Origin of the sequence: Corynebacterium sp. ACRPJ, from assembly GCF_022347345.1 — a bacterium.
GTDB lineage: Bacteria > Actinomycetota > Actinomycetes > Mycobacteriales > Mycobacteriaceae > Corynebacterium > Corynebacterium tuberculostearicum_D.
The window spans coordinates 1-23,785 of sequence record NZ_JAKRNC010000015.1 but is presented as its reverse complement, the minus strand read 5'-3'; the positions used below and the strand labels follow the sequence as shown (position 1 = coordinate 23,785).

Genomic DNA, 23,785 nt, shown 5'->3' with positions numbered 1-23,785 from the left:
CCGCCCGCGGCAGGGTGTGCCCGCGGGCCGAGGGGGTTATCTGACGTAAACTAATCGCCGTGTCAGATAGCCTCACTACGAATACCACCCAAGCGCGACCTGCCGCTGCCGGCTCCCGCTTCACCGCCGCCCCCGCGGGCCTGCGGTGGACCGCAATCATTGCCGGGCTGATTGGTTTCCTGTGTTTTGTAGCGACCCCGCTACTGCCGGTGACCCAAACCCAGTCCTCTTATGATTGGCCGCAGCATGATTCCGTGCAGTCCATCAACGCGCCGCTCATTTCCGTCGCCCCGGAGGACCTGAAGGCCACCATCCCCATCTCCGCAGTCGATGAACTGCGCGAGGGCCAGTCCATGGTCTACGGCACCGTCCCGCCGGAATCCAAGAAGGCCTCCAACCGCGGCCTTTTCGTCCGCGCGAATGACGAGGGCCTCTCTGTTGTCTCCTTGGATGAGGTGCTGCTTACCCTCAACGCCAAAGAGGTAGCCAAGCTCCCCAAGGACGCCAAGATTGATATTTCCGCTACGGGCGATGGCACCTCCGTGAGCGTGGGCGAGCATGAAAAGACCACCGAGGAGGATCTGCGCCCGCAGGTCACCGGCGTCTATACCGAAATCGACGATAAGGCTGACGTGCAAGCCCTGCTTGACGACGGCCTCAATGTCCACGTCGATATCAACTCCCGCTTTACCTCGTCCCCGACGTTGATCAAGACCATTGCCATGTGGCTGGGCATCGCCATGGTGATCGTGTCCCTGTTCTGCCTGTGGCGCATCGACCGCCTCGATGGCCGCCGCTTCGGCTTCATGCCCAAGACGTGGAAGAAGGTGCGCCCGCTCGATGGGGTGGTCGCTGCCATTTTGGGATTCTGGTACATCCTCGGCGCCAATACCTCCGATGATGGCTTCATCTTCTCCATGAGCCGCGTCTTCGATCACGCGACCTACATGGCCAATTACTACCGCTGGTACGGCGTGCCGGAGGCGCCCTTCGGCTCCCCTTACTATGACCTGGTTGCCGTACTCTCCCAGATTTCTACCGCTTCGGTCTTCGTGCGCCTGCCGGGCCTGATTTCCGGGCTCATCATCTGGTTTATCCTCTCCCGCGAGATGCTGCCGCGCTTTGGCCAGCTTGTCGACGGCCGCCGGGTCGCCCACTGGACCGCAGCGCTGATGTTCCTAGCCTTCTGGCTGCCGTATAACAACGGCACTCGCCCAGAGCCCATCGTGGCGCTCGGTGTGATGTTTACCTGGGCTTCCTTCGAGCGCGCCATTGCCACCCGCCGTTTGCTTCCGGCGGCCGTGGGCACCATCGCCGCAACCATCACACTGGCCGCCGGCCCCACCGGCCTTTTCGCCGTGGGCGTATTCCTCGTCAGCCTGCCGCACCTCTTCCGTGCCATGGCCGAGCGCGTGCCGTCCATGGGCGGTGGCGCCCTCGGCTGGCTTTCGCTCATTGCGCCGTTCCTGAGCGCTGGCACCGCCATCATGGTCGCCGCCTTTGGCGACCAGACGCTATCTACCGTGCTGGAGTCCACCCGCGTGCGCTCCGAGGTCGGCCCCTCCCTGCCGTGGTACGCCGAGTACGCGCGCTACTCCACCCTCTTCCAGGAATCCGTGGATGGCTCGCTGACCCGCCGCTTCGCGGTCTTCACCATGCTCTTCTGCCTGGTGCTCATCGTGGCGGCCTTTATCAAGAACCGTCGCGTCGTCGGAGCTGCCGTCGGCCCGACCCAGCGCCTGCTCATCATCGTGGCGTTGTCCATGTTCTTCCTCATGTTCACCCCCACCAAGTGGACCCACCACTTTGGCATCTACGCCGGCGTGGCCGGTGTCATCGCTGCGCTCGGCGCCGTGGTGCTCTCCCAGTTTGCGCTGCGTTCGCCGCGTGCTCGCACCTTCGCCATCGCCGCGGTGGTCTTCTTGCTCGCCATCTCCTTCGCCGGCTGGAACGCGTGGTGGTACGTATCCTCCTTTGGCATTCCGTGGTGGGATCGCACGGTGCAGCTCAAGGCCATCGAGGCCAATAAGGTGCTGCTCGCCATCGCCCTCATCATCTTCGCCATTGGCGTGGTGCAGTCCCTGCGCCATAGCTACCGCAAGTCCCAGGCGGAAGAGGCGGGCGCGCTCGCAGAGTTTGAACAGAATGCCGCCGCCAAGGTCTCGCGTTCGGCCGGCATCATGTCCGCGCCCATCGCCCTGGCCTGCGCCATCGTGGTAGCGCTTTCTTGTGCTTCCTTTGCCAAGGCCACCGTCTCCCAGGCGGATTCCTACTCCGTGGGCAAGGGCAACCTGGCTTCCCTGCGCGGCAATACCTGCGCGCTGGCGGATCAGACCGTGGTGGAGACCAATACCAATGACTCCTTCCTGACCCCGGTGGACGGCGACTTGGGCGATTCCCTGGTGGATGAGGACGAAACCCACACTGGTTTCGATCCGAACTTCATCCCCGAATCCATCGAGCCGGAAAACCAGAACTCCGCCTCCGTGGGTGCCATCGCGGATGGCTCCAGCGATTCCTCCTCCGATAGCGCCGAGACCGCTACCTCCGGCGCGGATGCTGAATCCGGCGGCGCGAGCGATTCCGCCGACTCCCAGGAGTCGAAGGATAAGAAGGAAAAGAAGGACAAGAAATCCAAGGAAACCACCAATACCTCTGAGGGCGGCGTGCGCGGCACCCAGGGCGTCAATGGTTCCACCATGCACCTGCCGTTCAACCTGGATTACACCAAGGTGCCGGTGCTCGGTTCCTATAACGAAGACCAAGACTCTACCTCTGAGGTGACCACCAAGTGGTACAACCTGCCAGAGGCCAAGGACAATACCCCGGTTCTCGCCGTGTCCGCAGCCGGCAATATCCACCACCACGATGTCAACGGGGTGGAGCAGGAAGGCATGGAGCTTAGCCTCGAGTACGGCACCATCGATGACTCCGGCAAGGTCACCAATACCGGCGAGGAGGAACTCTCCGCCGTCGGCGCCACGCCGAAGTGGCGCAACCTGCGCCTGCCGCTGGATAAGCTGCCGGAGGACGCCAATGTGGTGCGCCTGGTAGCCACGGATGATTCCACCGATGAGGATGATTGGCTGGCCTTTACCCCGCCGCGCGTGCCGGAGCTGGATACCATCAATAACCAGTTCTCCAAGGACACCCCGGCGCTGCTGGACTGGGCCGTAGCCCTGCAGTTCCCGTGCCAGCGCACCTTCGACCACTTTGCCGGTGTCACGGAAATCCCGGAGTACCGCATCCTGCCGGATTCTTCGGCACAGACCTCGCTGACGGACTTCCAGTCCTTCTCCGGCGGTGGCGCCATGTCCACCGCGGAGGCGGTCAACTACTCCTACGAAATCCCGAGCTACCTCAATAATGACTGGGCCCGCGATTGGGGCGCCATTGAAAAGTACGAGCTGCGTACCGATTCACAGGGCAATGCCCCAGTCCCCGCCGAGATCGATTATGAGGACATTACCCGCTCCGGTCTGTGGCAAGACTCCGAGATGAAGATTCGCCCCGAGGGCGAGGAATAGTCTCACCTGCGGCCGCGCCCCGGCCCCGCTGCGGGGCGCGCAACCGCCGCACGAACCAATCGCCTAGGAAAAAGATCATTAGCGAGGCGCCAAAGAGCGGCGCGATGATCGAATAGGCCACCACCCCCGCCAGCACGGCGGGGGTAATTTTTAGCTCAGGCAGGCCGCGGCGCGGCTTTATCCACCACATCCACAAGCCTGCGCCACTCACCACGAGCAATCCCAAAGCCAGCGCCGCCAAGGCGATCTGGCTATAGATACCGAAGAGCGTCCCCATGTGCAGCTGGATGAGCCACGAGGTTAGCTGTGCGGCAAGCGGCCAGTCGGCGGAATTAATGCGGTCAATGACCTCTCCATTCGGGGTCACTGCTACGGCATCGCTGCGCAGCTTAAAGGCCGCACGAGCCTCGCGCACGCCCCACGCATCGCCTGGCTTTTCCGGTGGGGTCATCTCCAGAACCCCGGTCAATCCTTGGCTGCGTGCTGCCGACAATGCGGTTTGGGCCCCGGCAAGTTTCGCAGCGCCCTCGTGTCCCGCATGACCCGCATGGCCCTTGTGACCAGCGTGGCCGGAATGCTCCCTCGCTTCGTTGCTAGCGCCCGCTTCCGCAACGGAGGTTGCCACAGACGGTTCCTTCCAATTCAATTCCTCGCGCACCTTGCCAATCGCGGTACCCGCCACCAGCGACCACGTCAGGCCGGTGGCGGTCAGGAAGAGAAAGCCCGGCAGCAACCAAGCGCCCGCGCGGGCATGCAACGTCAGCGGCTTGGAAAGCCGCTTTCTATTCTTCTGCTTACGCTTAAGCCACAGGTAAATGCCAAGGATGCTCAGCGCACCGAGCCACGAGGCCGCAAGTTCGGCATAGAGGCGGCCAGGCTCGCCCAGCCACAGGGTGCGATGGCCATTGGAGGCCCACGTACGGAAGGGGAGCGCGCGGGATCCGCCATATTGTTGTAGTTCGCCGGTGATATGCAGATCCACCGGATCCACAAAGACGGCGCGGGTGTAACTGGCGTTAGGTGCGCTGGGGTCTGCGAATAGCACGCGGGTGGTTTCCTGCGGATCCTCGGAAGGCTCGACCTGAACCACGCGCCCATCTGGGTGCTCGCGCTGGGCGGCGGCAATCTGCTCGTCTAGGCTGCGTGGGTTGCCTGGCGCGGTAGCGGTTACCTCATCGTGGTAAATCCACGGTTCAAAGGTGGGTGCCAAGGCGTAGAGAAAGCCGCTTAACGCTGCGACTATGAGGAAGGGCGCGATGATAACGCCGGCGAATTTATGCAGGCGCGATAGCGCGCCATGGGTGGATATAGTCATGCGGAACTAGTCGCACCCTTGTTGAAACTAGTTCCCTTTTAGTATGGAACCGCCAGGAACCTGTTATTTTTCTAGCTCGCCTGCCAGGAACGCCGCCGCATCCCGCACGCGCTGCCGCGCCACCGCCGGAGTAGATACGCGGTGGGTGGAAATATAATCGCGTGCAGCCGCACCTGGCACGGAAACGCGCGCGGCAATCTCATCCTCGGTGGCGGTCTGCACGAAACTGTGCGGACCTAGCTCAGATAGATCCGCTGGGATGTCGTATCCAGCGCGCAGGTCCTCCGGCAGATTTGCCAGGGCGCCGAAGTCGGGGAAGGTGAGCAGGAGGGCGTCGGCAGGCGCCAGCGCCGCTAGCGCCCCGCCGGAGGAATAACCCCAGGTAGTAACGCTGGAAGCACCCTGCGCGCGGGCATAGTCGATGGCCTGCTGCACGGCAGTGACCATGTCTGCCACGGTGTGCTCGGGGGCGAGCGGATAATCCACGTCAATAATGGTGGTGCCGGATAGCTGCGCGGCGGCGGCTACCTCGGGGCGCCACTGCATCTCCAGCGCTTGGCCATCGCCGCGCCACCAGCCGCCCGAATGCAGCGATACCGCCCACCGGGCGGTGGGCGTGCTGGGCCGGAAAATGGCACCCACCTCAGACTCTTCTACGCTGATGCCCTCCGTGTACGCAGTACCTGGCAGCGCATGATCCACCGCAGTACCAAGCACCATCATTGCCGCATGGGTAATGCGATCCGGCAAGAGCGCGCAGTATTGGTCCGCCTCAGGGGAGCCGCCCCCGGCCCACGGCGGGCGAAAATCCGGGGTGTCATAGTGGGCGTCGATATAGGCAACGAGCTGCTCAAGCTGTTCCTTTTCCTCCATCTGGCGGTCTTGGCCGCCGATGTGCCATTCCTGGCCGGGCTCCAGCGGGCGGTGCGGGTCCTGGTTAGCATCTGCGTTAGTCATGCCACCGAGCCTACGCGCACCGCCTAGCGGCTAAAAGGGCTACCAGATGGTGACGCGGTCCTCTGGCGCAATGTACATGGCAGAATCCTCCGCCACGTCAAAGGCCTCGTAGAACTCCGCGATATTGGCAGCGATGAGGTTGCAGCGGAACTCCGCTGGCGAGTGCGGGTCAATGGCCAGGTACTGGGTGGCCATCTCTGGACGGATGGCGGTGCGCCACACGCGGGCCCAGGCGAGGAAGAAGCGTTGTAGGCCGTTGTAGGTGTGCTCGGCCAGCTCTGGCTCGGCGCCTTCTACCTCGAACTTCTCCTCCTTTCCCTGCAGGTCAATGCCCTTATCGGCGCAGTAGTTCTTGAAAGCCACCACGGCGATGCCCAGGCCACCGAGGTCACCGATATTCTCGCCCAGGGTGAAGCTGCCGTTGACACCGGTGGAGTCGATGCCAGCCTCCTTGAGCACCGTCGGTACCTGTCCATTGAATTGCTCCACCAGCTTGGCGGTGAGCTTGTCAAAGGCCGCGCGGTCCTCCTCGGACCACCAGGAGTTAAGGTTGCCCTGGCCATCAAATTGCGAGCCCTGGTCATCAAAGCCATGTCCAATCTCGTGGCCGATGACGGCACCGATGGCGCCGAAGTTTTCTGCGGCATCAGCATCCGGGTTATAAAACGGCGGGCGCAGGATGGCGGCCGGGAAGGTGATGTCATTGACCACCGGGTTATAGAAGGCGTTGACCGTCTGCGGGGTGGTTACCCATTCATCGCGGTCGGCCGGCTTGCCAATCTTGGCCAGCTCAAAGTCATGGGAGAAGGCGGAACCGGCGCGGGCATTGGCCAGCAGGTCCGCACCCTTGCCAGAGACCTCGAGCCCGGAGTAATCGCGCCAGGAATCCGGGAAGCCAATCTTGGCCTTGAACTGGGACAGCTTTTCCAGCGCGCGCTCGCGGGTGGCCGGCGTCATCCACTCCAGCTGGGAAATGCGCTCACGGTAGGCGGCGATGAGGTAGTCCACCAGCTCATCCATCTCGCGCTTGGAAGAGGCCGGGAAGTGCTTATCCACAAATACCTGGCCAATCTCTTCGCCCACGAGGGACTCGGCCAAGCCCACGGCGCGCTTCCAGCGGTCGCGCTGCTGGGTAGCGCCGGAAAGCTTGGTGCCATAGAACTCGAAGTTCTTCGCGCCTACCTCCTCCGGCAGCATGGCCGCACGGGAGCGCAGGATGTGCCAGGTGGCCCACAGCTGCCAATCGGCCATGCGCGCGGTGGTAAAGAGGCTCTCGAAGTGCTCGAGGTAGGACGGCATCATATTGACCACGCGGTGCTCTGGCAGGTTGCCGCCGGAGAGCAGAGCGCGGGTCATGGTGGGCAGCTCGCTAAATTCGCAGGGGTTATAGGTCTTAACCGCATCGCGGGTGGAGACCACGTCCCAATGGCCAGCGGCCAGCTCCTTTTCCAAGGCAACGATGCGATGGGCGGCTACCTCGGCGCCCAGGCCAAAGAGGCGGGCTGGGTCGAGGAATTCCAGCATCTCGGCCACGTGCTTTTCATAAGCACTCAGCGTTTCCGCGTGGGCTTCCTCGCGGTAATAAGCCTCATCCGGCAGGCCCAAGCCGGATTGGATGACATAAGCAATGGCATCCTCGGAACCGGAGTCCTTGGACACCCAGAAGGTCACCGGGGAGCCGACGCCGGTGCGCTCAAGCTCACCCAGGCGCTGCGCCAGTTCTTCCGGGTCGGCCGCGCTCAGGCGGTCCAGATCCGCGTCCAATGGAGCCATGCCGGCCGCGTTGACTCCCTCGGTATCCATAAAGGAGGCATAGAGCTTGCCCGGGCGGCCGGTGTCCTTGTCCACGATCTCATGGACGAGTTCTTCGGCTTCGTCGCGCAGCGCGTGGAAGGTGCCATCCACGCCGCGATCATCGGGAATGACGTGGCTTTCCAGCCAGGGTCCATTGACTAGTTGATAAAGATCTTTCATGCTTGCCACTCTAGGTCAAAGCAGCAAGATAAGGTGTGGGCTATGGAATTTTATCGCTTTCCTCCAGCGCATCCGCGGCGCCTTTTCCTCGCCGTTATTGCGTTCGTGGCGGTGGTTCTCGCTCTGCCCACAATTGTGCAGGCGGCGCTGGCGGATTCCTCCGCGGACGTCGAGCAGGTCACCCTGACCGAGCCCAGCCAGGATTGGGAGATTGACGTTGCCGATCTCTACTGCGAGCGCGATTATGAATCCCTCGCCAGCATCGGCTGGACCTGCGGTGATGTCAGTGTGCAAGCCACCCTTACCGAGGATGCCAAGGACGATGCCACCACCTTGCGCCGCATGGTCCGCGCCCTAACCATGGCTTCCCTGCCGGCCGACGCCCCCACCTTTGACGGCACGAATGGAGCGCTCCTGCTTGCCGACGCCCCCTCCTCCACCGCCGCCCTCTCCCTCGACGGCACCGGCGAGGACGAAAACAAGGATTGGGTGGTCACCGTGACCGGCAAGGGCGATCAGGCCCGGGCCACCACCTCCCGCATCTGGCATGCCTTCGGCCAAGAGGATCTGCCCGCTGCGGCCGATGCAGAATTCGCTGACTTCTCCGGGGAGTTGATGTTCTAGATGTCTAAGCTCTTTCGCACCACGCTGTGGATCCTGTCCGGCATTGGCCTCATCGCGTTCTTTTTCCAGACGCTGAGCACATTTTTGATCTCTCCCCTGATGGGCCTGCTCAGCCTGCTCATCGCCGCCGTTCTCGTGGCGCTGGTCATCTTCTTGCTGCAGCGCAGCCCCATGTGGGCCCGCCCGGCGCGCCTGTGGGCCCTACTGGCTTTCCTTTGGGGCGGCGGGGTGGCCGTAGCCCTAGCGCTTATCAGCTCCGGTCCTGTCATGCAGCTCGCCATTGGCACCGGCTGGGTCGATGCCATGATGTCCTGGAGCGGCGCCTACCCAGAGGAAATCTCCAAGGCCACCGGCGTCATCTTCGTGCTCATGTCCTTCCGCCAGCTCAACCGCCCGTGGCATGGCTGGATAGTGGGCGCAGTGGTGGGCCTAGGCTTCGAGGCCTGCGAAAACATCCTCTACGGCGCCATGGGTGCCACCATGCATCCCGATAGCGATATCCAGGGCTTATTTGAAATGTGGGGCCTGCGGCTTATCGCCGGTCCTGGCCTACACGTCTTGCTCACCGCGCTGGCCGGCTGGGGCATCGGCTGGGCGCTCTATGCCGCCGCCAAACCGCTGTGGTGGCGTATCGGCGTCTTTCTCGGCTGCCTCGCCGCCGCTTTCCTCCTGCACTTTTGCTGGAACTACATGCACGATTCCGAGGTGGCCGCCATCATCCAGGCCGTCACGGTAGCGCTTATCCTCTACCCGCTGAGCATATGGCTGGTGCTGCGCGGCAATAAGCTCGCCAAGGCCGATGAGAGTTATAGCCACAGCACTGCCGACGACGCCCTCGCCTACATCCGCTAGAGCCGCCGACCACTCTGCACAACAAGCACGTTTCGCCCTTTTCATGCTCCGTGAGAGACGAAACGTGCTTGTTCTGCATTTTCTCGAGCCTCTAAAAGCCCTAGTTGCACACGCGCATCGGCGTTACCTGCGCCAGTGCTCGATTAGCGCTCGCGCAAGCCTGGCGCTCGTAGTTCGCTGCCGTGCGGGTGGCATCTCGTACAGCCTGTCGCGCTGGGCCTTGCAGGTGCAGATCGTGCTCGATACGAGCTCCAATGGCCTCGCTCGAACCGCCGGGGATTGCGCCTGGGGCATTATGTACGGCGCGGGTGACGTCAGCGGTATGGGTGGCCGCATCACCATAGGTATTGGCGGCTACGGTAAATCCAGGGGCGGTGGATACCGAGGCATGGATGCGGCGATTGTCTGACCAGCCAAACTTGGTACCGATAACCCCTGGAATCCGGGAGGTGCCAAAGTCTTGCCGGTAGCCATCGGCAGCCACAGGAGCGGCAGTAGCCATGCCGGTCCTGATGGGTGTGGCAACGGGATCGTGCTGGATACGCGAGGTAAACCGCGCTACATCCTCGGTGGAGGTGGTCGTTGTCCCCCAGTAGCCGGTGTAGTGCGTTTCGCGCAGGCCAAACTCGTGGATGATGCTGGGGATGGCCTGCGGGTAGCGGCGGTCCAAGTCGGTAGCCACGTTGTCATCGCTCACACGAATCATATGCTCCACGCGGGCTTTATCAGCCGGTGCACCGTATTTTAGAACCCAATAGCCCAAGTAGAGCTTGCTCAAAGACAGCGCGGGGCGAGACTCATGGGAATTAGCGGTGGACACCGTGGCCCCAGAATCGTGGCGGACGGTGATTTGGGTGCGCGCGGGCACAGCGTGCGGGTCGAGAGTGACAGCCTGGGCGGCGGGGATGGTAACGAGGGAGAGTGCGGTAACCAAGGAGCCTACCGCCAGCTTTTTCATCATGAAAATATCCTAGCGCCACCGTGGGTATTACGCACCGGCTTCTACGAGCAGGACTCCCCCGACAATGAGCACCACGCCGAGGGATTTCAGCCAGGTAAATGGCTCCTTGAACAGGAGGTAGGAGGCGATGGCGGTCAAAGCAACACCGGTGGCAGCCCAAATGCCGTAGGCCACGCCCAGATCCATGCCGGCCTTGAGTACGAGCGCCAAGAAGCCGTAGGCAGAGACATAGCACAGGGCAACGAGCGCCACCCAGAAGCGGCGGCCGGTTACCGCGGACATGCGCAGGCACAGCGTGCCGGTGACCTCAATGGCGGTGGCGAGGAAAAGGAGGAACCAGATCATTGCGGCGCCACCTCCACAGTATGGTCTTGATCCTCGTCTGGTTTCGCGCCCATTTCCACGCAGAATACGCCGCCCATGATGAGCGCGATGCCGGCGAGTTTTACCGCGCCGAGCGGCTCGCCAAATAGCGCGGCGGAAAGCAGCGCAGTGGAAATGACCCCGCCGGATGCCCAGAGACCGTAGGCCACGCCCACGTTGACGCCTTCTTGCATCACGCGGTGCAGCAGCACGAAGGCAAGGATGAAGCAGAGGGCGGCCACGCCGTAGATCCAGAAATGGTCCACGGCGTATTTCAGCGCGACAGTGCCCACGACTTCGCTGGCAATCGCGAGAAAAAGAATGACCCAGGCCCTCACTCCATCAACTCCTGTAATTCGCGGGCGTCGATTCCGTGCTCGTGCATTTTAACGCGGCCGCCAGCGTGCGCGATGGCCTCGCGATCCCAGAACTCCGCGGCGCGGGCGGGATCGTGGGAGGCGCCATCGGCGCGGACGACGCGCCACCAGGCGGTATCGGCACCGCCGCCATAGCGCTTTAACACGGTGCCGACGTTGCGCGCGCCGCAGCCGACCACCTTGGCCACCTCGCCATAGGAGGTGACGTTGCCGGGTGGGATTACGGCAACGACCGCCAATACGCGCTTGACCAGTGGCGACTCACTCATCGCAATTACTGCGGGTCGAGTCCCAGCACGTCATCCGATTCGGTCGGCTCCTCTTCGGGGGCGTCGTCGACCTCGGTAAGGGTGATGGTGGCACCGGTGGAATCGGCCAAAAGGCACATGCGACCGAAGGGTGAATCCCATGGTTCGCGGATGACCTCGCCGCCTAGTTCCACGGCCTTCTTCGCAGCGGCGTCGATATCGCGCACGCCCAGGTAGGTCTGCCAGAAGCTCGGGACCTGCGGCGGGAACTGCCCCTCGGCGTTCCACAGCCCGGCAAACGGCGCACCGTCTTCTTCCGCGGTGGCGTAGATGAAGTTCTCATCTTCGGACTGCATGGCGCGGATTTCCCAGTTGAAAAGCTCGCCATAAAAATCCATCGCGTTCTGGAAGCCCGAGGTAGCGGTGAGCTCGTGCCAGACCGGGGTGCCGGGCTCGCCGGCGGCCACGAAGTGCTCTGGGCCGGCGGGTTGGATGAGGCCGAACATGCCCCCGGCGGCGTCGACAAGCAGGGCCATGTGCCCCAGCTGCACCTGCTGCGGCTCCACAAGGATGCGCCCGCCCAGGTTCTGCGCGCGCTGGCAATCGCCCGCGATGTCCTTGGACAGGAAGTAGGTCACCCACGTATCCGGCATGGGGGCCTCCTCCGGCTGCGGGATGAGCCCGGCGATGGGCAGACCCTGCAGGCGCGCCATTTGATAGGGATTTTCTTCGCCGGACTCGGCGGAGATTTCCCAGCCCAGCACCTGCCCGTAGAAGTGCGCGGACTTGCGCGGGTCCGAGGTGGTCAGGTCGATCCAGTAGGGCATGCCCACTTCAGCTTCGAATGCTGGCATCTACATATTCCTCCACTTTTCCGGATCAAAGTCATCGTCGGCCGTGGCTTCATCAAAGTAATCATCGTCATCGTCCGGCTCGCCCACGCGCGCGCAGGCGTCCTCGATGCACACCTCATCGCCTGGGTGGAGCATGGCGCCCCGGCGCGTTTCGGGCTCGCCATTGACCGTGACTACGCCTTCTGCGATGAGCTCTTTAGCCTCGCCGCCGGTAGCCACCAAGCTGGCCAGCTTGATGAACTGGCCCAATTTGATGGCGTCGCCATTGATAGGAATGTCTAGCATGCCGCCCAGCTTACCCAGCCCGCGCGCGGCTATCGCTACGGGTGGGCGATATGGAAGAAATCCAGGACCGTATCGGTGGTCCACTCCGCTTTCACCAAACCGGAATGGTCCGTGGCCCCGCCGTTCCACGTGTGCGTGCCACCGTGGATGGTGTACTGCTCGGTGCGCGCATCACATACCCGCCAGGTGAAGTGCTCCACCGCTTCTTTCCGACGCCGCTTTGGAAACGGATTGCACCCATTCTCCCTCGCGATTCCGCGTAGCGATTGCTTCACCGAGCGGTAGTGCGCGCCGTGCTGGTGCCCGCCACCGTATTTCATGAGCACGTCGTCCGTGCCGTGAATATCGAGGTAATCGGTGGGCTCGCTGGCACAGTCCTTTTCCACGCGGTCATACTTGGCCGCCGAGACCGTCGCCACCGCATTAAATAGTCCCGGCCGCTTGCAGGTCACCGCGCGGGCGAATCCACCACCATTGGAAAAGCCCACGCCATAGGTGGTATCAGAGGCGGGATAGTGGCGGCGAACGAAATCAATCGTGTCATCGACGTATTTGAGGTCATCCTCCAAGCTGGTTACCGCATACGGTGCCGGCGCCCACGCCTTGCCCGCGCCTTGGACGAACACCGTGATGGCATCGCCCTGGGAGAGATCGGTGCCTTTGAACATATTGCCAGCATCCATCTCATAGCCGTGCATCGCCACGACCACGGGCAGGCGGTGGTGCTTATCCGCATTAAACGGCACGTGCACCACAAAACTGCGATGATTTTGCAGGTTAATGATCTGGTACTGACCATTGGCCGTTGTGCCTTGATCCGGCAGCGTGGTGATATAGCCATCGGCCGCGCCTTGCGATTCATTCGGCACGCTGCCCGGCTGCGGCGGTTCTTCCTCGCACCCTGCCATGAGCCCAGCGGCCGCGCATAACCCGGCGCATAGGGCCAGTGCTTTCTTGCCTACCTTAATCACGGGCGCGCAGCTTCACCGCAGTGCCGGTCGCGGTGACCATCAGCATGTCGTTCGAGGTGCCCATGGGCGAATAATCAAAGGCGATGCCCACCACGCCATCGGCCCCGAGCTCCTGCCCGCGTCGCCACAGCTCATCGAGTGCTGCCTCGCGCGCCTTGATGGCCTCGCTCTCATACCCGGCGGAGCGTCCACCGGTGATATTGCGGAGGGATGCCCCGAAATCCTTCAGCATATTAATACCGATGACGGTTTCCCCGGCGATGATGCGGATATAGTCCGTAATCTCATAACCATCAACGGTATTAGTAGTGGTAAAAATCATGGCCCCAGATTACATGGCTATAAGCCCACGCATTCCTTCAAATAGGATGACCACACCCAGCAGCAGAAAGACCACGCCGCTGACAATATCCACCCAGGCGGAGTTCTTGGCCATCCACTTCGAGACCGCACGAGTACTTAAAGCCACGCCTACAAAGAGCACAAGGCTTTCCAGAATCAATACGGCACCCACCAGTAGGTTGGCGCCAATGCCCATCCCGGGGTCGATGAAATTGGCAAAGATGGCGCCGAAGAAGATGACCACCTTAGGGTTCGAGAGATCGCAGATAAAACCCATACGATAGGCGGTGGCCGCCTTGATAATGCCGTCCGGCGTAAACCCGCGCGGCTGCGGGGTGCGGGTTTCGGTGCCCACGACGGTTGCGGGCGCACGGCGCTCCTTGATGCCGCCGGTAATGGCGGTATAGGCCATCCACAGCAGGTAAGCGCCACCAAGAATCTGCAGCGCTACGAGGATGCCAGGGTGCGCAGAAATCAGCGCGGATAGCCCCGCCAAGGAGGCCACGGTCCAAATGGTAAGGCCGGTGGTACTACCAAGCGCCGCCCATACGGCTGCGCGCGTAGAACGCGCACCTAAGCGAATGATTTGCACTACGTCTGGGCCCGGCGAGGCCATCGCCGCGAACCACACGCCCATTAAGGTCACCAGGGCGCTAATAGCCACCTAACACCTCCATACTCGCATGCGATTGGATTAACACATGCCACTATAAGAACCCTCTCACCTGCAGCGAAACAGGTAATTAATGTGATTTAGGCAGCTTCTCAATCTATCTTTTAGAATGACGTGCCTGGCCCAAGGTGTGTCCGCTCAGCGTGTGGTTTAACACTTATGAGACTTGCCGGTCACAGCCTCAGCGTTTTGTTTGCGCAGCCCGCAGGCCGTTCAAGATCACGATCACTTCGGCGACCTCGTGAACCAACACGACGGCGGCCAGGCCCAGCACGCCGCTGATCGCCAGTGGCATCAACACGATGATGATGGCCAGAGACAGCACGATGTTCTGGTTGATGATCCTGCTTCCTCGGCGGGCGTGCTGCAGCGCCTTCGGGATTAGCCGGAGGTCGTGGCCGGTGAAGGCGACGTCAGCGGACTCGATCGCGGCGTCAGAGCCGGTCGCTCCCATCGCTATGCCCACCGTCGCGCCCGCCAGTGCCGGCGCGTCGTTGATGCCGTCGCCGATCATCGCCGTCGGCGTCTTGGAGGAGAATTCGGCGACGATGCTTGCCTTGTCCTCAGGGCGCAGCTCGGCGCGCACGTCGTTGATTCCGGCGATTCCAGCCAGCGCCCGGGCGGTGCGAGTGTTGTCGCCGGTGAGCATGCTTACTTCCACGTCGTTGGCGTGCAGGGCCTGCACGGCTTCGGGCACCTCGGGCCGCAACTCGTCGCGAACCCCGATCGCCCCGGCGAGAGCGTCATCGACGGTGACCAGGACGCAGGTCTGACCCTCGGACTCCATGCGCTCAACGTCCGCTTTCAGTGGCCCGGAGTCGATCCATCGGGGGCTGCCCACCAGCACCCGTCGGCCTTCGACGGTGCCGCCGATGCCATGCCCAGCTTCCTCGCTGATGTCCGAGGCGGTGGGCGCTTCGGGCCCTGCTGCCGCGATCGCCGCGGCGAGGGGGTGCGTCGATTGCTGCTCAACTGCCGCCGCGAAGGAAAGCACCTGCGTCCGATCGAATCCGTCTGCCGGGACCACTCCGGTAACCTCAGGCTGGTTACGGGTAAGGGTTCCGGTTTTGTCCACTGCCAGGTGACGGATGCCGCCGAGTCGCTCGAACGCCGCGCCGGACTTGATGACCACTCCGAACTGGCTGGCCGCGCCGATCGCGGCCACGACCGTCAGCGGCACGGAGATTGCCAGCGCGCACGGCGACGCTGCGACCAGGACTACCAGCGCACGGGTGATCCACGTCTCAGGGTCGCTCAGCAGTGAGCCGATAACGCCGACCAGCACCGCCAGGATCATCACCCCGGGCACTAGGGGTTGGGCAATCCGGTCGGCGATCCGGGCGCGGTCGCCCTTTTCCGCCTGCGCTTGCTCGACTAGGTCCACGAGTGTGGTCAGCGAGTTGTCCGTTCCAGCTGCGGTCGTCTCGACCTCCAGCACCCCGGCGGAGTTGATCGCTCCCGCAGGCACTTCGTCGCCGGGCGCAACCTCCTCCGGAATGGATTCTCCGGTGATCGCTGAGGTGTCAAGGCTGGAGCGCCCGGACCGAATGATGCCGTCCGTGGCGATCCGCTCCCCGGGGCGCACGAGCATTAGCTCGCCAACCTCGAGGTCCTTCGCTTCGACCTCGGCCGCTGTGCCGTCGCGCAGCACCGTCGCGGTCTGCGGTACCAGCTTCAACAGCGCCCGCAGTCCGCCTTGGGCCCGGTCCATCGCCTTGTCTTCCAGTGCCTCGGCGATCGAATACAGGAACGCTAGCGCCGCGGCCTCTCCGACGAATCCGAGGATCACCGCACCGACCGCGCTGATCGTCATTAGCAAGCCAATGCCGAGCTTGCGCTTCGTGACAAGGTTCCGGATCGCTCCAGGCGCGAACGTGTAAGCGCCCAACAGCAGCCCAACCCAATACAGTACCGTCGCGGGCGTCTCCAAGTCGGACCAGTCCAGCGCCAGTCCTGTTATGAGGGCTACGCCGGAGAAGATCGGCAGCAGTAGCTCAGGGTCCTTCCACCATGGCCGATCGAGCTCGTCGATCTCCGTGGCGGGTTCGTGTTCGCATCCACATGCTGAACTCATACGTCCGCTCCTTTCTCGCCGCAGCCGGGCACCGAGCACTCAGTGTCGATGCAGGGGGCATTCTCGTCGACGGCCAGTGTCGCGTTGACTAGCGCTTCGAGCGCTGCCGCGAGGTGCGGATCGGCGATTTCGTAGCGGGTCTTACGGCCCTCCGGCTCAGCGACGACAATGCCACAATCGCGCAGGCAAGACAGGTGGTTCGAAACGTTCGAGCGGGTCAGATCCAAGCTTTGCGAGAGCACAGCCGGGTAGCTCGGACCGTCTAGTAGGGTTATCAGGATTCGGGAGCGCGTCGGATCAGCCATGGCCCGGCCGAGCCGGTTCATGACGTCGAGGCGCGAAGCAATAGTCAGCATGTGCTGAACTATACAGTGTGCGATGAACTATTTAAAATGGGCTGAACTAACAGTCACGCGAAAGTCCTGCGACCTGCAAGAATTAGTCGATGGGATAGCCGATGACTAGTCCTTCACGGTTTGCCTGCCAACCCAACGAGGGGCGACGTGGGCGGCGAAATTCTCCAGAATCTTCACGTGGATGTCCACACCCACCCCTGTGGGGATGGTGATGAACAGGGTGTCGGCGGACATGACGGCGGCGTAGGTGCGGCCAGCGACACTGACACCAGGTTCTCCATCAAGAGCTAGACACTCACGGACATTGCGTACGGGTCAAACCACACGTAGCGAAGCTTTCTAATAGCCAAATGACTATCTCTTTTCGCTGGTATCCGGGAATGATACTTCCTTGAAGTCGGCGGTGTTGGCTACCCCGCGTACGAAGTACTGGAACTACTGCTTGGAAACCACTTTGGTCTACGAAGCCATAGCCCTTCAAGCTACATCGCAGGAAAATTCCATTTCACGGTCGGTATGGGCCTTTTGCAGTTGGTTAATTCGAAATTTGTTCACCGTCTCCTTAGCCACCCGCACGATTAACGCGCTGTTTCGCCATCTTCGCGCGAGGCGAGCAGCTCCTTCAGGTGCGTATCGATGTCATCGAGCTTTTTAATAACGGCAACGGCGAAAACGATACTAATGACTAAAGCGATAATGCTGAGCATCAATGTCCCCCTTTCTCTGGCAGTTCCCTCCATCGGATCTGATTCCTTGCCCGACGATTAAACCATGGTTCTGGCCCAGCGGATAGGGGTGCGCGGTGGGAAAGGGGGACGTCGGCAAGCAAAAGCGCCGCGCCCCCAAGGATGGGAAACGCGGCGCTAGAGCAATCCGGCGGGAGGCTACTTAGTGGTCAGCGCCCTGGATGGAGTGCTTGTGATCGCGGACTGCTTCGCCCTCAGCGTAGAGCGGCATATCCTGCTTAGCCTTGTACCACTCGGCGTGGTTTGGCTCGAGCGGGGTGCGGCCGGCGATGAGGTCAGCGGCCTTCTCGCCCACCATCATGGTTGGGGCGTAGATATTGCCGTTGGTCACGGACGGGAAGACGGAGGCATCCGCAATGTAGAGGCCTTCGACGCCCCACACGCCCATGGTGTCCGGGTTAACCACGGCCATTGGATCGGACTCCGCGCCCATCTTGGCGGTGCAGGATGGGTGCAGCGCGGTCTCGCCATCGTTGCGGACCCACTCCAGGATTTCCTCGTCGGTCTGAACATCGACGCCCGGGCTGAACTCGCGGGCGCCGACTTCTTCCATGGCCTTGGTATCCAACAGGGAGCGGGCAACGCGTACGGCCTCTACCCACTCGCGGCGGTCCTGGTCGGTCTTCAGGTAGTTGAAGAGGATGGAAGGCTTATCGTGGATATCGGCGCTCTTGATGTGAACGTGGCCCTTGGTATCGGAGAACATCGGGCCAACGTGCCACTGGAAGCCGTGCTTGACGTCCGCCTTCTGGCCGTCGTAACGCACGGCCATCGGCAGGAAGTGGAACATGAGGTTCGGGTAATCCTCGTTCTCATTGGAGCGCACGAAGCCGCCGCCCTCGAAGTGGGAGGTAGCAACCGGGCCCTTGTGGGTCAGCAGCCACTGCAGGCCCATGAACGGCCAGCGCCACTTATCCAGGTAAGGCTGGGAGGAAGCGGTGGACTTGGTGGTCTCATACTGGATGTAGACCTCGAGGTGGTCCTGCAGGTTCTCGCCCACACCCGGCAGGTGCTTGACGACGTCAATTCCGTGCTTCTCCAGAATCTCACGGTCACCAATGCCGGAGATTTCCAGCAGCTGCGGGGTATTGATGGCGCCGGCGGACAGGACGATCTTCTCGGCGTAAACGCGGTGAACGCCACCCTGCCACTCGTACTCGACGCCGACGGCCTTCTGGCCTTCGAAGAGGATCTTGGTGGTGAACGCGCGGGTGCGGATCTCGAGGTTCTCGCGATCCATGTTGGGGTACAGGTAAGCGCGGGCAGCGGACCAACGCTTGCCGTTCTTAATGTTGCGGTCGAACGGAGCGAAGCCCTCCTGGCGGTAACCGTTGACGTCATTGGTCAGGTTGTAGCCGGCCTCCTGTACGGACTTGAACAGGGCCTGGAAGAGCTCGGAGGTAGCCGGGCCGCGGGAGAGGTACAGCGGGCCATCGTGGCCACGGCGCGGATCGTTCGGCTCGGCCGCAGCGGCGGTCTCCATGCGGTTGAAGTACGGCAGGCAGTGGGCGAAGTCCCAGTTTTCCATGCCTGGGTTCTGGCCCCACTTCTCGTAGTCCATCGGGTTACCGCGCTGGTAGATCATGCCGTTGATGGAGGAAGATCCGCCGAGGACCTTGCCGCGGGCGTGGTAGACGCGGCGGCCGTTCATCTCCGGCTCTGGATCGGATTCGTACATCCAGTCGTAGTTCTTTGCGCCAATTGGGAAAGAGAAGCCGGATGGCATGTGAATGAACAGATCCCACAGGGAATCTGGGCGGCCGGCCTCGAGGACCAGCACGCGGGTGTTCTTGTCTTCGGTCAGGCGTGCGGCGATGACGGAGCCTGCGGAGCCACCGCCAACGACGACTACGTCGCTTACTTCATCGGTGACCTTCTTAGCGGAGCGCTTCTTGGTCAGCTTGTCCATAAAACCCATAAATCCCCTTCTTTCTGTGAAATATTTCACACGTCAAGATTGCCCACTGGAAGTGAAAATGTTGTAATTTATACAAAAGTCTGTATTTATTCACATCGCCTTATGTGCGGGCACTATCTCCAAGAGTACACACCCCTCTAGAAGTTTGCCCATCTTAATGTATATTTACCTTGTCCGGATGGATGTCTCTGGAGATGAAATCCGAAGTCTTTGCGCATAGTTCGCCCTAATATGATTCATTTCACTCACCTATCTCTCCCTGCGATCTTGTGAGACTTTTGGGGCACTCGTGCGAAAGATTCGGCCCAAACCAACCAACAATAGGAGAAGTAGATGGCTAACTTTGACCCTCACGATCCTGAGGAGTCTCACACTTCAAATAAAGACCCCCAACAAGGGGGTAAAAACGCCTCTCTCGCAACCCCGTCCGGGGAGACCAAAAAGCGCAGCCCGCGCTACCAGGTCCGCGCCCTCGTCGGCAGCTATAAGGCCGAAACCGGCGACGATGTAGGCGCAGACCAAGTCCCCGCCCCCAAGACCAACTGGCCGGTATTTATCATCTCCGGCGTCCTCATTATCGCCATGGCGCTTTACGCCGGGCTCGGCCGCGATTCCGCGGCGGAGACCCTGGCTAGCGTCACCGGCTGGATCGGTCACAACCTCGGCTGGTTCTATGTCCTTACCGCCACCATCGCCGTGGTCTTCGTGCTCTATATTGCCTTCTCCAATGCCGGCAATATCCGCCTAGGCCCGGACCACTCGCGGCCGAAATTCAATACCTTCTCTTGGGCGTCCATGCTCTTTGCCGCCGGCATCGGCGTGGACCTCATGTTCTTCGCCGTGGCCGAGCCGGTGACCATGTACATGCAGCCACCGGTGGGTGACGGCGAGACCATGGAGGCCGCCAAGGAAGCCGTGGTCTACGCCATGTTCCACTATGGCCTCACCGGCTGGGCCCTTTACGCCCTCATGGGCATGGCCTTCGGTTACTTTGCCTACCGCCTCAATATGCCGCTGGCTATTCGCTCCGCGCTCTACCCGCTCATCGGCAAGCGCGTCCACGGCCCCATCGGCTCGGCGGTAGACATCGCCGCCATGCTGGGCACCGTCTTCGGTGTGACCGCCTCCCTGGGCATCGGCGTGGTGCAGCTGTCCTACGGCTTCCACCTCATCTTCGGCATCGAACAGGGCCTGGGCCTGCAGTCCGCCCTCATCATCATTGCGGTGGCCATTGCCACGCTGTCGGCCGTATCTGGCGTCGATAAGGGCATTCGCTTCCTCTCCGAGCTCAACGTCTACCTGGCCATCGCGCTGATGGTCTACGTCGTGGTCTTTGGCAAGACCGCCTACCTCTTCGATGCCATCGTGACCAATATCGGTGACTACGTTGCAAAGTTCCCGTCCTGGACCATGGAGACCTTCGCGTTTGCTGATGACCAGGCCACCGTGGATACCTGGATGCAGTCCTGGACCCTCTTCTTCTGGGCCTGGTGGATTGCCTGGGCTACCTTCGTCGGCCTCTTCCTGGCCCGCATCTCCCGCGGCCGCACCCTGCGCCAGTTCATCTTCGGCACCTTGACCTTCCCGTTCCTGTTCATCCTGATGTGGATGTCCTTCTTCGGTAACACCGCCTTGGACATGGTTCGCTCCGGTGACTACCCCGAGTTCGCCGAAAACGCGATTAACGTTCCGGAACAGGGCTTCTACGACATGCTGCACGAGTTCCCAGGCTCCGGCATCGTCATCTTCTTGACCACCTTCATCGGCCTGCTGCTCTACATCACCTCGGCCGACTCCGGCGCGCTGGTGATGTCCAACTTCACCTCCCGCATCACCGATAACCGCCAGGATGGCGCGCGCTGGCTGCGCATCTTCTGGTCCATCACCGTGGGCGCGCTGACCCTGGCACTGCTGCAGATCGACGGTATCGCCACCGTGCAGTCCGCGACCGTCGTGATGGGCCTGCCCTTCGCGTTCGTGGTCTACCTCATCATGTTCTCCCTGTGGAAGTCCCTGCGCCTGGAAAACGTCCAGCGCGAGGCCCGCACCACCGCTATGCACGGCATGATTTCCAGCCGTACCGAGCGCGAGCCTTCGGATTCCAACCTGTGGAAGAACCGCCTCGACCGCGCCAATACCTTCCCCTCCAAGCAGGAGATGGATACCTACCTGCGCGAAACCGCTACCTACGCCCTCGAACAGGTGGCAACGCACATGCGCAACCGCGGCTACGATGCGCTTCTGCTCACCAGCGAGCTTCCCGACGTCGAACTTCCCCAGCTCGACCTCGAAGTTAAACTGCACAATGAGCGCATGTTCCGCTACCAGCTCTTCCCAGTCGCGGCCGAGCGCCCCGACTTCAGCACGGGTGAGGGCGATGAGTACTACCGCCTCGAGGTCTACGATATGACCGGTTCGCTGGGCTATGACGTCTACGGCTATTCCGAGAACCAGATCATCAATAACGTGCTGGATCTCTACGAGCGTCACCTGGCCTTCCTCTACATGCAGCAGACCCAGCCGGGCGATTCCGATGTCTCCGATGGCGCTGAGCCCGAGCGCACCTGGCGCGAAGATAGCTAAGCTGGCCAGTACAACTACCTCTATGAGAGAAAGGTTGCTTTTCACTTGAGCACCCAGAACACTTTGTTCGACCCCACCCAGACCGAGCTGCTAAAGGGCGTGCATGCCGACGGCGCGCCGAAGTCCCTGTTCATCAACGGTAAGTGGGAAGCCGCCCAGAGCGGCGAGACCCGCACCATCACCTGCCCGGCCGATGGCTCCACCGTCGGTCTGGTCTCCGAGGCCTCGGACGAGGACACCGAGCGCGCCATCAAGGTTGCCCGTGAAACCTTCGACAACGGAGAGTGGGCCAATACCCCAGCCGCCGAGCGCGGCAAGCTGGTCATCCGCGTGGCCGATTTCATCCGCGAGCACAAGGAGCTTTTCGCTCAGGCCGAGTCCGCCGATACCGGCAAGCGCTACGAGGAATCCCTGGGCGATATGGATGACATCGCCAACGCCTTCGAGTTCTTCGGCACCCTGGCCCAGCACCAGGCCGGCCGCGTAGTCGACCCGCAGGATCCCAACCTGCGCTCGCGCATCGACGCCGAGCCTGTCGGCGTCTGCGGACTGATTACCCCGTGGAACTACCCGCTGCTGCAGGTCTCCTGGAAGGTGGGCCCGGCCCTGGCCGCCGGCAATACCTTCGTCCTCAAGCAGGCGGAGCTCACCCCGCACACCGCGATGCTGCTCATGGCTGCCCTCAAGGAATGCGGCCTGCCGGACGGCGTGGGCAACCTCATCACCGGCGCTGGCGCTAACTGCGGCAACCCGCTGTCCCAGCACCCGGACGTGGACATGGTTTCCTTCACCGGCGGCCTGGTTACCGGCAAGATCATCGCCAAGAATGCAGCCGAGACCGTCAAGCGCACCGCGCTCGAACTCGGTGGCAAGAACCCGAACGTCATCTTTGCCGATGCCGACTTCGACGTCGCTGTGGACAACGCCCTCAATGGCGCCTTCTTCCACTCCGGACAGGTCTGCTCCGCAGGCTCCCGCATCGTCGTGGAAGAGTCCCTGCACGATAAGTTCGTCGACGCCTTGGTAGAGCGCGCCAATAAGATCAAGATCGGCGGCCCGACCGACGAGAAGGCCGAGACCGGCCCGCTCATCTCCGCCGAGCACCGCGAAAAGGTCGCCGCCTACGTGGACAAGGCTCGCGAGCAGGGCGCCAAGATCCTCACCGGTGGCCGCGCCGCTACCAGCGAGGACACCAATGGCCAGCATGGCACCGGCACCACCGACCTAGGCGCTGGTGTGTACTACCTGCCAACCATCATTGACGGAGCTACCCGCGAGATGGACTGCGTCCACGACGAGGCCTTCGGCCCGACCGTGACCATCGAGATCTTCACCACCGAGGAGGAGGCCATCGCCATCGCCAACGACACCGAGTACGGCCTGGCTGGCGCCGTCTATACTTCCGACGCCGGCCGCGCCGAGCGCGTTGCCCGCGCCCTGCGCCACGGCACCATCTGGATCAACGACTTCCACCCGTACCTGCCGCAGGCAGAGTGGGGCGGCTTCAAGCAGTCCGGCAATGGCCGCGAGCTTGGCCCCACCGGCTTGGCCGAGTACCAGGAGCACAAGCACGTGTACCAGAACCTCTCCCCTGCCGCTTGGGATCAGTTCGGCCTGCAGTAACTAAGCCGGCCACATAGCATTCAGCCCCCGCGCTCTTCGTGTGAACTGGCCCCCGAAAGTTGGACTGGTTTAATTCTAGGCGGTTAGGGCTGCAAGGGTCTGATTTCGATATTGCATCGGGGTCAGGCCCTTGAGTCGTTGTTGGATGCGTTCGGTGTTGTA

Annotated in this window: 23 protein-coding genes; 5 read left to right on the top strand and 18 right to left on the bottom strand. The window is 62.0% G+C overall.

What is annotated here, in order from left to right:
* Positions 1-59 precede the first annotated feature (59 nt).
* On the top strand, positions 60-3,527 hold the full coding sequence (locus MHY08_RS09900; RefSeq protein WP_239236510.1) for an arabinosyltransferase domain-containing protein: 3,468 nt from the start codon (positions 60-62) through the stop codon (positions 3,525-3,527).
* On the opposite strand, the gene MHY08_RS09895 is transcribed toward MHY08_RS09900, so the two are convergent.
* The 3 genes from MHY08_RS09895 to MHY08_RS09885 form a co-directional block, all read right to left on the bottom strand.
* Complete coding sequence (locus MHY08_RS09895) at positions 3,466-4,842, bottom strand: PepSY domain-containing protein (RefSeq protein WP_239236509.1); 1,377 nt, start codon at positions 4,840-4,842, stop codon at positions 3,466-3,468. The genes MHY08_RS09900 and MHY08_RS09895 overlap by 62 nt on opposite strands.
* A gap of 63 nt (positions 4,843-4,905) precedes the next feature.
* Positions 4,906-5,799, bottom strand: a complete 894-nt coding sequence (locus MHY08_RS09890; RefSeq protein ID WP_239236508.1) for an alpha/beta hydrolase — start codon at positions 5,797-5,799, stop codon at positions 4,906-4,908.
* A gap of 39 nt (positions 5,800-5,838) precedes the next feature.
* Complete coding sequence (locus tag MHY08_RS09885) at positions 5,839-7,773, bottom strand: M13 family metallopeptidase (protein ID WP_239236507.1); 1,935 nt, start codon at positions 7,771-7,773, stop codon at positions 5,839-5,841.
* Positions 7,774-7,815: 42 nt separating this feature from the next.
* On the opposite strand from MHY08_RS09885, the gene MHY08_RS09880 reads away from it, so the two are divergent.
* Together MHY08_RS09880 and MHY08_RS09875 are read left to right on the top strand one after the other, a co-directional pair.
* Positions 7,816-8,397 carry a hypothetical protein gene (locus MHY08_RS09880; protein ID WP_239236505.1) on the top strand — a complete coding sequence of 194 codons (582 nt, stop codon included), beginning with the start codon at positions 7,816-7,818 and terminating at the stop codon, positions 8,395-8,397.
* A complete protein-coding gene (locus tag MHY08_RS09875) occupies positions 8,398-9,249 on the top strand; it encodes a PrsW family intramembrane metalloprotease (protein WP_239236503.1) in 852 nt (283 codons plus the stop codon).
* A gap of 100 nt (positions 9,250-9,349) precedes the next feature.
* On the opposite strand, the gene MHY08_RS09870 is transcribed toward MHY08_RS09875, so the two are convergent.
* The 14 genes from MHY08_RS09870 to betA form a co-directional block, all read right to left on the bottom strand.
* Positions 9,350-10,210, bottom strand: a complete 861-nt coding sequence (locus tag MHY08_RS09870; RefSeq protein WP_239193973.1) for a hypothetical protein — start codon at positions 10,208-10,210, stop codon at positions 9,350-9,352.
* A gap of 27 nt (positions 10,211-10,237) precedes the next feature.
* Entirely contained in the window at positions 10,238-10,555 is a 318-nt protein-coding gene (locus MHY08_RS09865) for a multidrug efflux SMR transporter (RefSeq protein ID WP_005323220.1), read from the bottom strand.
* Positions 10,552-10,911 (bottom strand): multidrug efflux SMR transporter, encoded by a 360-nt coding sequence (locus tag MHY08_RS09860; RefSeq protein WP_239236501.1) that lies wholly within the window; start codon positions 10,909-10,911, stop codon positions 10,552-10,554. Before MHY08_RS09860 ends, MHY08_RS09865 begins: the two co-directional genes overlap by 4 nt.
* Complete coding sequence (locus tag MHY08_RS09855; RefSeq protein ID WP_239236499.1) at positions 10,908-11,219, bottom strand: MGMT family protein; 312 nt, start codon at positions 11,217-11,219, stop codon at positions 10,908-10,910. Before MHY08_RS09855 ends, MHY08_RS09860 begins: the two co-directional genes overlap by 4 nt.
* Positions 11,220-11,224: 5 nt before the next feature.
* On the bottom strand, positions 11,225-12,052 hold the full coding sequence (locus MHY08_RS09850; RefSeq protein WP_239236497.1) for a VOC family protein: 828 nt from the start codon (positions 12,050-12,052) through the stop codon (positions 11,225-11,227).
* A complete protein-coding gene (locus MHY08_RS09845; RefSeq protein ID WP_239236495.1) occupies positions 12,053-12,337 on the bottom strand; it encodes an RNA-binding S4 domain-containing protein in 285 nt (94 codons plus the stop codon).
* 35 nt (positions 12,338-12,372) lie between these two features.
* Positions 12,373-13,308, bottom strand: a complete 936-nt coding sequence (locus MHY08_RS09840) for a PHB depolymerase family esterase (RefSeq protein WP_239236493.1) — start codon at positions 13,306-13,308, stop codon at positions 12,373-12,375.
* A complete protein-coding gene (locus tag MHY08_RS09835; RefSeq protein ID WP_005323228.1) occupies positions 13,301-13,630 on the bottom strand; it encodes a YbjQ family protein in 330 nt (109 codons plus the stop codon). The genes MHY08_RS09840 and MHY08_RS09835 overlap by 8 nt, the downstream gene beginning before the upstream one ends.
* Before the next feature lie 9 nt (positions 13,631-13,639).
* The gene (locus MHY08_RS09830) at positions 13,640-14,314 is read right to left on the bottom strand and encodes a LysE family translocator (protein WP_239236491.1); all 675 of its coding nucleotides are present in this window, start codon (positions 14,312-14,314) and stop codon (positions 13,640-13,642) included.
* A 190-nt stretch (positions 14,315-14,504) separates the two neighbouring features.
* A complete protein-coding gene (locus tag MHY08_RS09825; protein ID WP_239236489.1) occupies positions 14,505-16,397 on the bottom strand; it encodes a cation-translocating P-type ATPase in 1,893 nt (630 codons plus the stop codon).
* Complete coding sequence (locus tag MHY08_RS09820) at positions 16,394-16,753, bottom strand: helix-turn-helix transcriptional regulator (protein WP_023016478.1); 360 nt, start codon at positions 16,751-16,753, stop codon at positions 16,394-16,396. Before MHY08_RS09820 ends, MHY08_RS09825 begins: the two co-directional genes overlap by 4 nt.
* 105 nt (positions 16,754-16,858) lie before the next feature.
* Positions 16,859-16,987 carry a hypothetical protein gene (locus tag MHY08_RS11690; protein WP_255710489.1) on the bottom strand — a complete coding sequence of 43 codons (129 nt, stop codon included), beginning with the start codon at positions 16,985-16,987 and terminating at the stop codon, positions 16,859-16,861.
* 344 nt (positions 16,988-17,331) lie between these two features.
* Positions 17,332-17,460: a chemotaxis protein gene (locus MHY08_RS09815; protein ID WP_239236487.1), complete on the bottom strand. Its 129-nt coding sequence runs from the start codon at positions 17,458-17,460 to the stop codon at positions 17,332-17,334.
* Positions 17,461-17,641: 181 nt separating this feature from the next.
* On the bottom strand, positions 17,642-19,417 hold the full coding sequence (gene betA, locus MHY08_RS09810) for a choline dehydrogenase (protein WP_239230915.1): 1,776 nt from the start codon (positions 19,415-19,417) through the stop codon (positions 17,642-17,644).
* A gap of 333 nt (positions 19,418-19,750) precedes the next feature.
* Here betA and betT point away from each other — a divergent pair, with 333 nt between their 5' ends.
* On the top strand, positions 19,751-22,000 hold the full coding sequence (betT, locus tag MHY08_RS09805; RefSeq protein ID WP_239236485.1) for a choline BCCT transporter BetT: 2,250 nt from the start codon (positions 19,751-19,753) through the stop codon (positions 21,998-22,000).
* A 45-nt stretch (positions 22,001-22,045) separates the two neighbouring features.
* Positions 22,046-23,623: an aldehyde dehydrogenase family protein gene (locus MHY08_RS09800; RefSeq protein WP_239236483.1), complete on the top strand. Its 1,578-nt coding sequence runs from the start codon at positions 22,046-22,048 to the stop codon at positions 23,621-23,623.
* A 75-nt stretch (positions 23,624-23,698) separates the two neighbouring features.
* On the opposite strand, the gene MHY08_RS09795 is transcribed toward MHY08_RS09800, so the two are convergent.
* On the bottom strand, positions 23,699-23,785 hold an 87-nt coding region (locus MHY08_RS09795; RefSeq protein ID WP_239236105.1), incomplete at its 5' end, for an IS3 family transposase.

Coding starts and splice junctions, on each gene's coding strand:
- MHY08_RS09895 (WP_239236509.1), bottom strand. CDS start 4,842: ATGACTATATCCACCCATGGCGCGCTATCGCGCCTGCATAAATTCGCC.
- MHY08_RS09890 (WP_239236508.1), bottom strand. CDS start 5,799: ATGACTAACGCAGATGCTAACCAGGACCCGCACCGCCCGCTGGAGCCC.
- MHY08_RS09885 (WP_239236507.1), bottom strand. CDS start 7,773: ATGAAAGATCTTTATCAACTAGTCAATGGACCCTGGCTGGAAAGCCAC.
- MHY08_RS09880 (WP_239236505.1), top strand. CDS start 7,816: ATGGAATTTTATCGCTTTCCTCCAGCGCATCCGCGGCGCCTTTTCCTC.
- MHY08_RS09875 (WP_239236503.1), top strand. CDS start 8,398: ATGTCTAAGCTCTTTCGCACCACGCTGTGGATCCTGTCCGGCATTGGC.
- MHY08_RS09870 (WP_239193973.1), bottom strand. CDS start 10,210: ATGATGAAAAAGCTGGCGGTAGGCTCCTTGGTTACCGCACTCTCCCTC.
- MHY08_RS09865 (WP_005323220.1), bottom strand. CDS start 10,555: ATGATCTGGTTCCTCCTTTTCCTCGCCACCGCCATTGAGGTCACCGGC.
- MHY08_RS09855 (WP_239236499.1), bottom strand. CDS start 11,219: ATGAGTGAGTCGCCACTGGTCAAGCGCGTATTGGCGGTCGTTGCCGTA.
- MHY08_RS09850 (WP_239236497.1), bottom strand. CDS start 12,052: ATGCCAGCATTCGAAGCTGAAGTGGGCATGCCCTACTGGATCGACCTG.
- MHY08_RS09845 (WP_239236495.1), bottom strand. CDS start 12,337: ATGCTAGACATTCCTATCAATGGCGACGCCATCAAATTGGGCCAGTTC.
- MHY08_RS09835 (WP_005323228.1), bottom strand. CDS start 13,630: ATGATTTTTACCACTACTAATACCGTTGATGGTTATGAGATTACGGAC.
- MHY08_RS09825 (WP_239236489.1), bottom strand. CDS start 16,397: ATGAGTTCAGCATGTGGATGCGAACACGAACCCGCCACGGAGATCGAC.
- MHY08_RS09820 (WP_023016478.1), bottom strand. CDS start 16,753: ATGCTGACTATTGCTTCGCGCCTCGACGTCATGAACCGGCTCGGCCGG.
- MHY08_RS11690 (WP_255710489.1), bottom strand. CDS start 16,987: ATGTCCGCCGACACCCTGTTCATCACCATCCCCACAGGGGTGGGTGTG.
- MHY08_RS09815 (WP_239236487.1), bottom strand. CDS start 17,460: ATGCTCAGCATTATCGCTTTAGTCATTAGTATCGTTTTCGCCGTTGCC.
- betA (WP_239230915.1), bottom strand. CDS start 19,417: ATGGGTTTTATGGACAAGCTGACCAAGAAGCGCTCCGCTAAGAAGGTC.
- betT (WP_239236485.1), top strand. CDS start 19,751: ATGGCTAACTTTGACCCTCACGATCCTGAGGAGTCTCACACTTCAAAT.